This window comes from Pseudoalteromonas luteoviolacea (assembly GCF_001750165.1).
Classification (GTDB): Bacteria; Pseudomonadota; Gammaproteobacteria; order Enterobacterales; family Alteromonadaceae; genus Pseudoalteromonas; species Pseudoalteromonas luteoviolacea_G.
In genome coordinates, this window is the sequence record NZ_CP015411.1 from 879,332 (window position 1) to 893,489 (window position 14,158).

At 43.6% G+C, this 14,158-nt stretch carries 6 protein-coding genes; 4 read left to right on the forward strand and 2 right to left on the reverse strand.

Annotation, left to right across the window (positions count from 1 at the left end):
• Positions 1 to 3: 3 nt before the first annotated feature.
• The gene (gene gpsA, locus S4054249_RS03695; RefSeq protein WP_046357018.1) at positions 4 to 1,011 is read left to right on the forward strand and encodes an NAD(P)H-dependent glycerol-3-phosphate dehydrogenase; all 1,008 of its coding nucleotides are present in this window, start codon (positions 4 to 6) and stop codon (positions 1,009 to 1,011) included.
• A gap of 51 nt (positions 1,012 to 1,062) precedes the next feature.
• Here gpsA and S4054249_RS03700 read toward each other — a convergent pair whose 3' ends face one another.
• Positions 1,063 to 2,226, reverse strand: coding sequence for a DcaP family trimeric outer membrane transporter (locus S4054249_RS03700; protein ID WP_046357017.1), 1,164 nt, complete (start codon positions 2,224 to 2,226; stop codon positions 1,063 to 1,065).
• Positions 2,227 to 2,594: 368 nt separating this feature from the next.
• Between S4054249_RS03700 and acs the strand changes: the two genes are divergently transcribed.
• Both acs and S4054249_RS03710 read left to right on the forward strand, forming a co-directional pair.
• The gene (acs, locus tag S4054249_RS03705; RefSeq protein WP_046357016.1) at positions 2,595 to 4,535 is read left to right on the forward strand and encodes an acetate--CoA ligase; all 1,941 of its coding nucleotides are present in this window, start codon (positions 2,595 to 2,597) and stop codon (positions 4,533 to 4,535) included.
• Positions 4,536 to 4,627: 92 nt separating this feature from the next.
• On the forward strand, positions 4,628 to 5,281 hold the full coding sequence (locus S4054249_RS03710; RefSeq protein ID WP_046357015.1) for a response regulator transcription factor: 654 nt from the start codon (positions 4,628 to 4,630) through the stop codon (positions 5,279 to 5,281).
• 36 nt (positions 5,282 to 5,317) lie between these two features.
• Here S4054249_RS03710 and purU read toward each other — a convergent pair whose 3' ends face one another.
• Positions 5,318 to 6,148 carry a formyltetrahydrofolate deformylase gene (gene purU, locus S4054249_RS03715; protein ID WP_046357014.1) on the reverse strand — a complete coding sequence of 277 codons (831 nt, stop codon included), beginning with the start codon at positions 6,146 to 6,148 and terminating at the stop codon, positions 5,318 to 5,320.
• Between the two features lie 287 nt (positions 6,149 to 6,435).
• On the opposite strand from purU, the gene S4054249_RS03720 reads away from it, so the two are divergent.
• On the forward strand, positions 6,436 to 14,154 hold the full coding sequence (locus tag S4054249_RS03720; RefSeq protein ID WP_167354830.1) for an InlB B-repeat-containing protein: 7,719 nt from the start codon (positions 6,436 to 6,438) through the stop codon (positions 14,152 to 14,154).
• Positions 14,155 to 14,158: the final 4 nt, after the last annotated feature.

Below are 14,158 nucleotides of genomic sequence, written 5' to 3' on the forward strand. Positions count from 1 at the left end.
TTTATGAATACATCACAGTCTGCTGTGACCGTATTGGGGGCGGGGTCTTATGGCACCGCCCTTGCTATTTGTTTTGCTCGAAACGGTCACCGAGTAACTTTATGGGGACGCACGCAAACTGATATTGAACAGTTAGCTGCCGAGCGTAAAAACCAACGCTATCTTCCTGATATTGAATTTCCAGCCTCTTTGACGTTAGAAACCGATCTAGCTAGCGCAGTTCAAGCGAGCCAAATTATATTAGTTGTGGTACCAAGTCATGCTTTTGCGCACACCCTGAAGAAAATTCAACCGCACATGCAAAATGGTGCACAGATTGCTTGGGCAACTAAGGGCTTGGAGCCAGATACTGGCAGGCTTTTAGAGGAAGTGGCCAAAGAAATACTTGGTGAAGAAGTGCCTTTAGCTGTTTTATCAGGGCCTACTTTTGCCAAAGAGATGGCAGCAGGCTTGCCAACGGCTATTTCTGTTTCAGCAAGAAACGAAGGACTTCGCACAGAGCTTGCTAGTTTATTACATTGTAGCCGCTCATTCAGAGTGTACAGTAACGATGACTTTATCGGTATTCAGCTTGGTGGCGCAGTCAAAAATGTGATTGCCATCGGTGCAGGTATGTCTGATGGATTTGGCTTTGGTGCCAATACGCGCACAATGTTAATCACTCGTGGTTTGGCTGAATTATGCCGATTAGGATGCGCATTGGGGGCAAAAACTGAAACTTTTATGGGTATGGCAGGACTAGGCGATTTAATCCTTACTTGTACCGACAATCAGTCTAGAAATAGGCGCTTTGGTTTGGCACTTGGGCAAGGAAAAAGTGTTGATGATGCAATGAGCAGCATTGGTCAAGTCGTTGAAGGTTATCGCAATACCAAAGAAGTTTTTTTACTGGCAAAGCGCAGTGGTATTGAAATGCCGATCACAGAGCAAATTTATCAAGTTCTGTACGAGAAGAAAGACGTGAAAGAAGCAGCAATGGCATTGTTGGGCCGAGAGCAAAAATCAGAGTAAAAGATAAAAAACCACCAAATGGTGGTTTTTTGTTTTGTCTTCTAGGGAGAATTAGAAGACGTATTTAACTGAAAACTGTAGTCTGTCTAAATCACCTTCAGCACCACTTTGTACTTCTCTATTTGCCATTTTATATTCAGCACCAAAAGTCAGCTTTTTCACTGGTGAGTACAGTATATTGGCGCTATAGCTGGTGGTCATATCTGTGGGATCACCGGTAATATTCAGTAAGCTTGTATCATTGTCGGCGCTAAAGTAAGAGTATAAGAAAGTCGATCGCCATTGGGAATTCCAGTAGTGTTGGTAAGCAATAAACCCAGATGTAGAATCAACAGCGTGTAAATCTGTGCCGTCATACACTGCACCGTGTGCAACATTCAAACCAACGTAGCGTCCTAAACCTTGGCCATGGGTAAGCATAAACTTTAAGTTATTTTTACCAAAGTTCACGCGACCTGAAGCGCTAATACCAAAGGAGCTTTCAGTTTCATCTGCTGCGCCTGTTTTATAAGTAAGCTGCCTTGCGAGTGCTGCAATGGTAAAATGCCCCCAGTCGGCTTTGTAGTTATAGCGGGCGGTAAAGTCTGGCATTTGCGCATCATCGGTTACTTCACGTACACCGCCTGCGGTTGTGACCGTGCTCTCTGGATTTTCCGCAGAAAATGACCAGTTACCGACTGTATACTTGGCCATTGCCTGACGCACGAACACCGTGCCTTCAGCTGGCCCTACAAAGTCTAGTGTTTCAGGCAGAGCACTGACATTTTGGAAGTTTGACCAAGCTTGACCGAATAGCCACCCTTTATATGTAACAAATGCTTGTCGAATGCGCGGTGAGTATGAATTGCTCACCCTTTCATTCCCGCCAACAGATGCGATGAAGTCCAGCTCAATTTTGGTTTTTATGGTACTGCCATCATCTAACTTTGTTGCTGTGCCGAAGTTGAATCGTGATTGGCGTGCATGCATATCAAATACCGCATCTTCACCAGTACTTGGTGTAACAGGAGTTGTGCCTGGTACATAAAAATCTCTTCCTATATGTTGAGACCCCAATGTCCCGTCCGAAAAGTCACTCCAGATGGCATCAAGCTTGATATATCCGCCATACTTTACACTTGTGTTTCCGAGCTCTGCAGCCATGGCTTGGCCTGAGAGTAAACTCGACACTGCAATTGCAGCAAGTCTTTTCTTCATATTGATTTTAGTTGTCATAAGGTTGTTCCTTTAATACTGCCTATTCATTGCAATGCAGAGAATTATTTCGTCATTCACTGTTTATGATGGATGTTATTTACTCAATTACCTTTTGGTCTATGAGACTAAGGTTGAATGTAGATAAATTTCTATGAAAATCTCTTTGGCAATAATTAATTACACTTCAGTTTTTACTGTGATTATCAGTTCTCTGGTTTTAAGTTAAGAGAGTCAGTATGCTAATGCTCGTTAATGTATAGTTAATTTTCTTTGATTTGGATAAACTTAAAGCAACAATTACAACTAAGGTCTAATACTTAATCGCTTGGTTGTAAGTGATCCTTGAGTGAAGCCGTAATAGGCAAGTAATTAATATGGAGATGAGTATGTCACAGAGCATTTATCCGGTACCTGAAGCGATCAAACAGGCTGCACTTGTAGATGATGAACAATATCAAGCACTGTATCAGCAGTCTATTGACGACCCTGAGGGGTTTTGGGAAGAGCATGGTAAACGCCTAGACTGGTTCACACCTTATAATAAAGTTAAAAATACGTCATTTGATAAAGGTCATATCAGTATTAAGTGGTTCGAGGATGGCATTTTAAATGCCTCATACAACTGTATCGATCGCCACTTGGAAAAAAATGCCAACAAAGTGGCGATGATCTGGGAGGGTGACAACCCTGAGCACAGTGAGAATATTACCTTCCAAACATTACATGACGAAGTTGCAAAATTAGCAAATGGTTTGAAAAAGCTAGGCGTTCAAAAAGGCGATAGGGTCGCTATTTACATGCCTATGACACCTCAGGCAATTTATGCAATGCAGGCTTGTGCGCGTATTGGCGCGATTCATTCTGTCGTTTTTGGTGGCTTTTCACCTTCTGCAATTGCTGATCGAATTAAAGACTCTGGTGCAAAAGTGGTTATTACGTCTGACGAAGGTCGCCGTGGTGGGAATGCTGTGCCATTAAAAGCCAATGTGGATGAGGCTGTATCGCAGGATTCTGTTACTACTATTGAGCACGTTATTGTGCATCAGTTAACAGGTGGCGAAGTCGAGTGGAATGCACATGATGTATGGTGGCATGAACTTGTCGCGGATGTTTCTGCCGAGTGTGAGCCTGAGCCGATGAATGCAGAAGATCCGCTTTTTATTTTATATACATCTGGTTCGACTGGTCAGCCAAAAGGGGTCGTGCATACAACAGGTGGCTACCTTGTTTATGCGTCTATGACTCATGAATACGTCTTTGACTTAAAAGAAGATGATGTTTTCTGGTGTACTGCGGATGTGGGTTGGATCACGGGTCACAGTTATATGGCATATGGCCCATTAGTGAATGGTTGCACACAAGTTATTTTTGAAGGCGTGCCTACTTATCCAACTTCTGGCCGCATTGGTGAGGTAGTCGACAAACACCAAGTGACAACTCTTTATACAGCGCCGACGGCAATTCGTGCTCTGATGGCAAAAGGCGATGAACCAACAGCGAGTTCTAAACGCACGAGTTTGAGAATTATGGGCTCTGTAGGCGAGCCAATAAACCCTGAGGCTTGGGCTTGGTATTACGAGCAAATAGGCAATAGTGAGTGCCCAATTGTTGATACCTGGTGGCAGACTGAGACTGGCGGAATTATGATCACGCCACTACCTGGCGCAACAGATATGAAGCCTGGTTCTGCAACACGTCCATTTTTCGGTATTGCTCCTGCTTTATTTGATGCTGAAGGCACTACACTGGAAGGCGCGGCAGAGGGTAATTTAGTTATTTTGGATAGCTGGCCATCTCAAGCTCGTACAGTATACGGCGACCATGAGCGTTTTGAGCAAACTTACTTCTCAGCTTATCCTGGTGTTTACTTCACAGGTGATGGTTGTCGTCGCGATGAAGATGGCTATTACTGGATAACAGGGCGTGTTGATGATGTATTAAATGTGTCAGGACATAGACTGGGGACTGCCGAAATTGAAAGCGCCTTGGTGGCTCATGAAGCTGTTGCTGAAGCGGCGGTAGTTGGTTACCCGCATGATATTAAAGGACAAGGCATTTATGTTTACGTTACACCAAATGAAGGTGTGATTGTCACAGATGATTTAACAAAAGAAGTCAGGAGCTGGGTGCGTAAAGAGCTTAGTCCAATTGCATCACCGGATATGATCCAATGGTCTCCTGGTTTACCTAAAACGCGTTCAGGCAAAATTATGCGCCGTATTCTGCGTAAAATTGCAGCGAATGAGTATCAACAGCTCGGCGATACATCGACACTTGCAGATCCAACTGTGGTTGATGAATTAATTGAAAATCGTTTAAATCGTTAATTGATCGTTAAAAACTTGAAATTTAGCGAATTCTAAACGTACTATATCGGCTGTCTTTATACTAAAGGCAGCCGATTTTTTAGGAGCTATGCATGAATCAGTTTTTAATTGCGGATGATCACCCCCTGTTTAGAGAAGCGTTAAAAGGGGCGTTGCAAAATCAGTTTGAAGGCCTTGAAGTTATCGAATCTGAAAGCTTTGAGCAAACATTAGAGCGGTTGTCTCAGTATGATGACTTGGATTTACTGTTACTGGATTTACATATGCCAGGTAATGGTGATTTATATGGCCTGATCCGAATAAGAGAAGACCACCCTGCACTACCTATTGTTGTGGTTTCTGGTAGTGAAGATTTGAATGTCATCTCTAAAGTGATGGGCTATGGTGCAATGGGCTTCATTCCTAAAGCATCATCTTCTCAAGATATTGTCAGTGCGTTACAGCAAGTGCTTGATGGAGAGACTTGGCTTCCCGCAGACATCAAGGAAAAAATTGAAGAACTCGGGGGCGAAGATCGAGAGTTGGCACAGCAAATAGCCTCACTCACGCCACAGCAGTACAAGGTGCTACAGTATCTACACGAAGGCCTGCTGAATAAGCAAATTGCATATGAATTGAATATTTCAGAAGCAACGGTGAAAGCGCATATTACCGCTATATTTCGTAAACTTGGTGTGTATAACCGCACTCAAGCAGTATTGATCGCTTCCAAATTACAATTAGAACCAATCGAGGCGGCAAAGTAGCGCTAAGCTACTTTTGCACCTTCTCCACTGAGGGAATTACTTAAAAACAACGGTTTTGTTGTCATTGATGAATAGCTTGTGCTCTGAAGCCAGTTGCAACGCTTTACAAAAAACGGTTTTCTCAATATCCCTGCCTATCTTAGCCATTGCCTCTGCAGTATCAGCATGCGTTACTTGTGTGACATCCTGCACAATAATGGGCCCTTCATCTAATTCATTGTTGACGAAGTGCGCGGTTGCACCAATGATTTTAACACCACGCTCAAATGCTTGATGGTAAGGTTTTGCACCGATAAACGCAGGTAAAAAAGAATGGTGAATATTGATGATCTTGTCTTCAAATCGAGCAACAAATTCAGGGCTTAAAATGCGCATATATTTTGCCAGCCCAACTAAATCTGGGTTGTAACTCTCAATTAAGTCACCCACTTGTTTATCATGCTCTGAGCGGTTTAAACCTTCATGAGATAGGCAGTGAAATGGTACATCAAACGCTTTTGCGAGTGGTTCTAAATTCGGGTAATTAGCAATAACGGCCTGTACCTCAATATTGAGCGCATTTTCAAATTGCTTGAGTAGTACACCACCTAAGCAATGCGCTTCTTTTGTAGCGAGTAATACCACCTTTACTTTTGTGGGGTTGTGCAATTTAACTTGCGCATCACCAGGCAAGTTAGCTTGTAGCTGCGAAATAAACTGCTCGGTTGGTGTACCTGTTAATTCAGTTCGCATAAAAAAGCGCGAACCTTCTCTATCTACAAATTCGTTATTACGAACAATATTTAAATGATGCTCATGACATAGGCTGGTTATTTTAGCAATTAGTCCGATATCGTCACTACATTGTGTTGTTAAAATAAAACTCATGGTCCTCATTCCATTTGTTGAGCGGTTGTTCAGAGTACCTCATTAATTTTAAGCAGTATAATAGTCCTTTAGTCGCCTTTTTGATTTTATCTGTGGGAGCTAAAAACTTAAATTAGATAAATAATTTGAGTTTAAGTTCTAATGTTGGAAGTTTTACTACTCATTTAACTCTAAATTTGTGTTTTTTAATTGTTTTGTGAGTTTTTATTCAGTTTTATCTATTAACTTTTGTATCTATTTTAGGTAAATTTCCCGAAAAGGAGCATGTTGCTCAATGGATGGAAATTATGAACAATCATATCAAGCGAATATCGTTGCCTCTGGTGACTGGGGTCTTCTTATCGGCCTGTGGAGGCGGTGGTGGTGACGAAGCGAGTGCCAATTCAGCTTCCGAGCCTGTATCAGTAAAAGCCAGTTATACCGTCATTGCGAGTATCAATGGGCAAGGGCAGATCTTGCCTACAGTGAACACGGTTCAACAAGGTGATTCGGTACGACTAAATATTACTGCCAGTTTAGGGCATGAGCTCACTGATATATCAGGTTGTGGTGGCAGCCTCGATGGCAGCGTCTATGTGATCCCGTCGGTGACAGAAGATTGTGAGGTTACGGGTGAATTTCAAACCCAATCATTTGTTATTTCGACTAACCAAAATGGAGAAGGGGAGATATACCCTAACTCACCGATCTTAGACTGGGGTACTGAACAAACTTTCACTTTGAATCCAGCAGATGGTTTTCAACTAGGAAAAGTGAGTGGCTGTAGCGGAACATTAGAAAATAATAAATATATCATTCCAGCAGTTTCAGCTGAGTGTACCGTAAAGGTTGATTTTAACCCATTGAAAGTAGAGCTTAAAAATGATGCTTTAGATCAAAAAGTTGAGCTCAACGTAAAAGGCAATGCCGGTATTTCACCGACAAGTAAGGGTATTTTGAAGCCAGGTGATGAAGGTGCGCCTCCAATCCCAAGTGATATTGAGCTGCCATTTTTAGTTAATGATGTAGATTTAACAACTGAGCAAGGCGCAACGGTAGAGCTTGATATTGTTTATGAAAAACCACTGCCAGAGGTTATCCGTTATTATAAGTTTGGTCCTGCAGAGCCGGGAGCTGAAGACTCTTGGTATGAACTCCCTAGTGACTTATATACAGTCTCTGCAGATAGGAAAGTACTGACGCTTAAATTAACTGACGGTCAAATTGGTGATGCTGACTGGGAAGTCAATGGATTAATCCAAGACCCAGGAGGCCCTGGGGTACCTAATCAATATGAAGTTACTCTGTCAGCCTCGGAGGGCGGTGCAAGCGATAGTTTAAATCAGCTGGTTTATCATGGAGAGGTGGGCACATTTAACTTAATCCCAAATACAGGGTTTCATGTTAGTGGAGTTGAAGGGTGTGAAGGTACATTGGCTGGTAACACCTATACAACCGGTGTGATCACTGCGTCATGTGAAATTATGGCGTCATTTTCAATTAATCAATACCAATTATCAACGGTATCAACAGAAGGTGGATCTTTAGAAGCTGTCGACTCTGTGATTGAGCATGGTCAATCTGCGCAGGTCAACATTGTACCTGAACCCGGTTTCATTTTGAGCAATATTGCCGGGTGTGGTGGCAATCAACAAAATGGTGTTTTTGTTATTCCAGCGATGACAAGTCACTGTGAGGTAGCGGCAACTTTTGAGCTGACCCAGTTTGAGGTTAATGCGCTAGCATCTTTAGGCGGTATAGTTTCACCGACCACACAAAGAGTTCAGTACGGTGATTCAGCAACTTATACGCTGACGCCAGAAATAGGCTACCGCATTGGACATATTCATGGATGCAGTGGCACCTTATCTGGCAATACTTTTGTAACGGATGCGATCACCGAGGCGTGTGATCTTAGTGTTACTTTTGATTTGAACCACTATGCGGTGACAGGCAGTGCAGGCCCAGGGGGAAGTATTTCTTCTGAGTCACAAAGTATTGGCTATGGCCAATCAGCGACATTGACCGTTACACCTGAAACTGGGTATAGCATTGATGTGGTTGAGGGATGTGCAGGCACCTTGTCGGGTAATACTTTTACAACGGCTGCAGTGACGCAAGCGTGTCATGTGAGTGCGACGTTTAGTCTCGATCACTTTGATGTAACAACCAGCGCAGAAGAAGGCGGTGCTATAACGCCACAAACACAGAGCGTAGCTTATGGCGAGGTCGGCACACTAACTGTAACCCCAGAAGTTGGCTACAGCATTGATACTGTCAGTGGGTGTGCTGGTACGCTTGCTGGAAACACGTTTGTCACAGGCTCCATGACAGAGGCATGTCATGTTAACGCTACTTTTAGTTTGAATCATTTTGATATAACGAGTTCGGCCTCTGAAGGCGGCAGTATTACACCACCGTCTCAAAGCATTGGCTATGGTCAGTCGGCAAGTCTAATTGTCACACCAGATACAGGCTACAATATTGATTCTGTCCAAGGATGTAGTGGCACGTTAACTGGGAATACGTTTTTAATTGATGATGTACAAACAGCATGTCATGTTGAAGCAACATTTAGCTTAAAGCGTTTTGAAGTAACAGGCAGTGCAGCCACAGGTGGTGCCATCACGCCTGAGACACAAACTACCAACTATGGTCAAACGACAACCCTGACGGTCACCCCTAATGTGGGCTACAGTATTGATACTGTGGAAGGGTGTAATGGCACCTTGGTTGGCAATACTTTTACAACAGACACCATTTCAGGGTCTTGTCATGTGAATGCTACTTTTAGTTTGAATCACTTTGATGTTATAGGTAGCGCGAGTAAAGGCGGAGCAATCACACTAAGCAATCAAAGTATAGGCTATGGGCGCACGACTACATTCACATTGATCCCCGAAGAAGGTTATAGCATTGATAGTGTTGAAGGGTGTAACGGTACACTTTCAGGCAATACTTTTGTGACCGGCACTATTACAGAGTCGTGCGCTGTCCATGCAACATTCAGTTTAGATCATTACTCAGTGACATCGAGCGCAGGAAAAGGCGGAGCAGTTACACCGCAAGCTCAAAGTATTGCTTATGGTCAGACGGCACAAGTTACGATTACCCCAAAAGTTGGTTATAGCATTGATTTAGTTGAAGGCTGTAGTGGAGTGCTTAATGGAAATACATTCACGACAGACACTATTACTGATGCATGCCATATAAATGCTGGCTTTAGCCTTAATCAATATGCGGTTTCAGCATCAGCGACTACTGGTGGTCACATCACTGGGCCTACACACAACATTCCTCATGGTCAGTCAGCAACATTTACCCTTACGTCAGAGACTGGGTATAGCATAGCCGACGTGCAAGGGTGTAGTGGTGTACTTTCAGGAAATACGTATGTGACAGGCGCACTTTCGAGTGCATGTCATATTAATGCCTCATTTAGTCTAAATAATTATTCTGTATCAACTGCGAGCTCGCTCGGTGGTTCTATCTCTCCTCAAATAGAGTCTGTTGCGCATGGCAGCACATCTAAATTTACACTGACCGCAGATGAAGGGTATAGCATAGTTTCTGTAGTAGGCTGTGAGGGAACACTCAATGGCAATGTATTCACTACAGCAGCGGTAACCAATGCGTGTGAAGTAACTGCGAATTTTGAACTGAATAAGCATGTCATTTCCACCAAAAATAACACCGGAGGGCAAATATCTCCGTTGAGCAGCACAATCGATTATGGGACTGATTCGCTGTTTACCATTACGCCAGAAGTTGGCTATAGCATTGCAAGTGTTACTGGATGTGGTGGTATGCTTATTGATAGCAAATATCGTACAGGCACCGTGACATCTGACTGTGAAATTACTGCAAGCTTTAGTTTGAACCACTTTGCAGTGATCAGTAGTGCTAACGAAGGCGGTAATATTACGCCATCGACGCAAAGCATTGGTTATGGCCAATCGGCGACATTCACAGTGACACCAGATACAGGCTTTAGCTTAGAATCAGTGCGAGGGTGCCGTGGTACACTCAGTGGCAGTACTTTTGCGATTGGTGAGGTCACAGAAGCATGTCATGTCACTGCGACATTTGGTCTTAATCAATACACGGTATCTGGCTTAGCAGGTGCTGGTGGTGCAATCACACCGACAACGCAGCGTATTGGCCATGGTCAAACAACGACACTGACCGTGACACCAGATACTGGTTACAGTATTGAGTCAGTGCAAGGGTGTGGTGGTACGCTTTCTGGTAATACCTTTACCACAGGTTCTGTGACTGAATCGTGTACTGTGACGGCAAGCTTTAGTTTGAACCATTTTGCCGTGACCAGCAAAGCTAACGAAGGCGGTAATATTACGCCAGCGACGCAAAGTATTGGTTATGGTCAATCGGCAACATTAATTTTGACACCAGATACGGGCTACAGCATAGAATCAGTACAAGGCTGTAATGGCACGCTCAGTGGCAATACTTTTGCGATTAGTGAGGTCACAGAAGCATGTCATGTCACGGCGACATTTAGCCTTGACCATTACACGGTCTCTGGCTTAGCAGGCACTGGTGGCGCAATCACACCGACGACGCAACGTGCTGGTCATGGTCAAACAAGTACACTGACAGTGACACCACACACTGGTTACAGCATTGACTCAGTGCAAGGGTGTGGGGGGACGCTTTCTGGTAATACCTTTACCACGGGTTCAGTGACTGAGGCGTGTGCAGTGACTGCAAGCTTTAGTTTGAATCATTTTGCCGTGACCAGCAAAGCTAACGAAGGCGGTAATATTACGCCATCTACACAAAGCATCGGTTATGGCCAATCGGCGGCCTTAATTGTGACACCAGATACTGGTTATAGCATAGAGTCAGTTCAGGGCTGTAATGGCACGCTCAGTGGTAATACATTTGCGATTGGTGAGGTCACAGAAGCATGTCATGTCACGGCGACATTTGGTCTTGATCATTACACGGTCTCTGGTTTGGCAGGAGAAGGTGGCGCAATCACACCAACGACGCAACGTATTGGTCATGGTCAAACAGCTATACTGACTGTGACGCCAGATATAGGTTACAGCATTGATTCAGTACAAGGGTGTGGTGGCACGCTTTCTGGTGATACCTTTACCACAGGTTTAGTGACTGAGGCGTGTACAGTGACGGCAAGCTTTAGTTTGAAGCATTTTGCTGTGAACGGCCATACTAACGAAGGCGGTCATCTTACGCCATCTGCGCAAAGCATTGCCTATGGTCACAAAGCCACATTTGAGATTAAGCCAAATATTGGTCATCAGCTAGAGTCTATACAAGGCTGTAACGGCCAAGTCGTGGAGCAAAGTACTGGCACACTATTCGTGACGGATACAATTACTCAATCTTGTCATGTGAGTGCTCTCTTTAGCAAAGAACAATATACATTAACAGCCACGAGCTCTGCGGGGGGACATGTCAGCCCTGCAACGCATACTGTGACTTATGGGGATTCTGTCCAGCTGGTGATTTCTCCGGATGAAGGTTTTAGTGTCGACTCTGTTACCGGAAGTTGCCCTATTTTTAAGCATGGGAGCTTAGGTCACTTAGTACGGAATATGACTGGATCATGTAATGTGCATGTTGAGTTTAAAATCAATCAACATATTGTCTCCACTAGCCACAATGAAGGGGGGACTTTCTCTGATGCGAGCAAAGTGCTCAATTATGGTGAGTCGACAAGTTTTACTTTAACACCACAAGCGGGTTATGAAATTGAGCGTGTCACTGGCTGCTCGGGGTATCTGGAAGGCAATATTTATCATACTGCGCCTGTAAAGCAAAACTGTCAGGTCTCAGCTGTGTTTAAACGTAAAACTTATTTAGTAAGTATTGTCACAGGTACGGGTGGCAGATTGTCGGAAAGTGCTAGCATAGAATTGGAGCATGGTGGTGTTAACTCCTTCTATGTTGACTTGGAAAATGGATATGAAATACAGGAAATCATAGGATGTAACGGTACACTGAATGGCAATATTTATACAATTGGGCCTATAACAAGTGCTTGCTCTGTTTCTGCCAGCTTTAACTTGAAAAAATACTTAGTTACAGCCGTAGTGGGAGAAGGGGGCACAGTGGATAAGCAAAGTCAGCTTCTTTCCCATGGTTCAGATAGTGCTTTTGTATTCAAAGAGTTAGAAGGGTACAAATTTGCTGGCGTCACAGGGTGTAATGGTTCATTGGATGCTTACTATGGGACGTCATATAGTGAATTTGATGGTATTGGATATCGCTTATTTGATGTTACTAATGCTTGCCAAGTAACTGCGCAGTTTAAACTGAAGTATTATGATGTTGATATTTTGAGAAAGGTTGGTGATGCGCCTGTTCCACCTAGTTTGTCACTGCTTCATAAAGCACACGGCAGTATAATTGATATTGATTTGACCCCTTATGAAGATGGCTTTAATTTTGTATCGGCTTCAGGTTGTAATGGCACGTTAAATGGCTCGATATACAAAGTTGGGCCATTAAAAGACCGCTGCAGTGTTGAGCTGCAATACGAGTACAAAAATTTTGTCGTAAAAGCGACCACAGATGGCAATGGCAATGTGACACCTGCTGAACAGTCTATAGCTTATGGCAGCAATGCATCGTTCGCAGTGACTCCTGCAGATGGCTACACCCTTATGAATATATCAAGATGTGCTAATGGCAGCTTACCGTCTTACAGCAATGGTTACATTAATTTGCCAGTAAGGGGAAATTGCGAGTTCAATGTGGAGTTTGGTTATCAAATTAATGCTGCTATTGACAGTACTCTAGGTTGGTTTAGAAATAATGGAACCACACAGACTTACGATGAAGTGGCTAAAGCACATAGTCGGGTAGTTTTACCTGCTATCTCTTTGCATGCTGATGCGAGAATAAAGTCGGTAGCAGGCTGTGGGGCAGTGATTGATGAGAATAATGTCATCACTATTGAAAGCGCTACTTCAGCTTGCCGCATGGACATTGATGTCGGCCTTGTATTGCAAGCACCAACAATATCACTTGCAGGCTACTTAACGGATACACCAAAAATTATGTTTGATACGCGTATCATTGCGGATCAAACACTGATGTATGATTTGTATGTCAGCAAAGTGCCTGGTGTCACACCGGAAAATTATCAGCAGCTTGGAGCGGTTAAAATAACTGGCGTGCCACATATAAAGGAAGGTCAACAATCTTACATAGATCCAACTGTGCTTGCTCAAGTGGATATGGTCGGAAGAGTATACCTGGTAATGGTAGAGTCTCATGGCGGCGATATGTCTATACCAAGCAATGAGCTATTAGCCTATTTACCGAGTAAGTTGAATGACACTGGTATGTTAACTTGTATTGATGGAAATCGAGCTGGCACAGATATTACGCGCCATTTGGCATGTGAATTGAGTGTTGATCCTGAGGGGGATGAGATCCCTCGCGTGCAAGATGGACATACGGGTAGAGATATTGAAGCACTTTCCGGGTCACTGGTTAAAGTGGGCGCAGGTATCGCTGGGTTTGATTTTACAAAGCTCGACGGCAATGGCAATGCATTACCTGCAAATGCGCCTGTGTGGTCTTGTGTGAGGGATAATCATACTGGGTTGATATGGGAGTCTAAATCTTCAGAAGCAGGTCTTCACAATCGTCATAACACTTACTCTTGGCTGAAAGATGGATTGGGCAATAAAAATGGAGGAAGCTGCACAGGCTCTGATTGTGACACGGAGGCTTTTGTCAAAGCTGTGAATACGGCCCAGTTATGCGGTTATTCTGATTGGCGTATTCCGAAAGTATCTGAGCTCCATGGCTTAGTTGATTATAACCAACAAGGTACAGGAAAAGCGTTGATTGATACTGACTATTTCATAAATACGACTATCGATACTGAAGTAAAGGGCAAGTACTTTACTAATGCATCATCTCCCTCTACTGGCGGTACGTACCTTTACTTTTTCGTAGATTTTACAACCGGTGAGGTACGATTGACCCGTGAGTCGCCATCTTATGTTCGATTGGTTCGTTAGGTAT

Excerpts from the sequence above, each read along its gene's own strand:
- S4054249_RS03720 (WP_167354830.1), top strand. The coding sequence starts at position 6,436 with ATGAACAATCATATCAAGCGAATATCGTTGCCTCTGGTGACTGGGGTC.
- S4054249_RS03710 (WP_046357015.1), top strand. The coding sequence starts at position 4,628 with ATGAATCAGTTTTTAATTGCGGATGATCACCCCCTGTTTAGAGAAGCG.
- acs (WP_046357016.1), top strand. The coding sequence starts at position 2,595 with ATGTCACAGAGCATTTATCCGGTACCTGAAGCGATCAAACAGGCTGCA.
- S4054249_RS03700 (WP_046357017.1), bottom strand. The coding sequence starts at position 2,226 with ATGACAACTAAAATCAATATGAAGAAAAGACTTGCTGCAATTGCAGTG.
- gpsA (WP_046357018.1), top strand. The coding sequence starts at position 4 with ATGAATACATCACAGTCTGCTGTGACCGTATTGGGGGCGGGGTCTTAT.
- purU (WP_046357014.1), bottom strand. The coding sequence starts at position 6,148 with ATGAGTTTTATTTTAACAACACAATGTAGTGACGATATCGGACTAATT.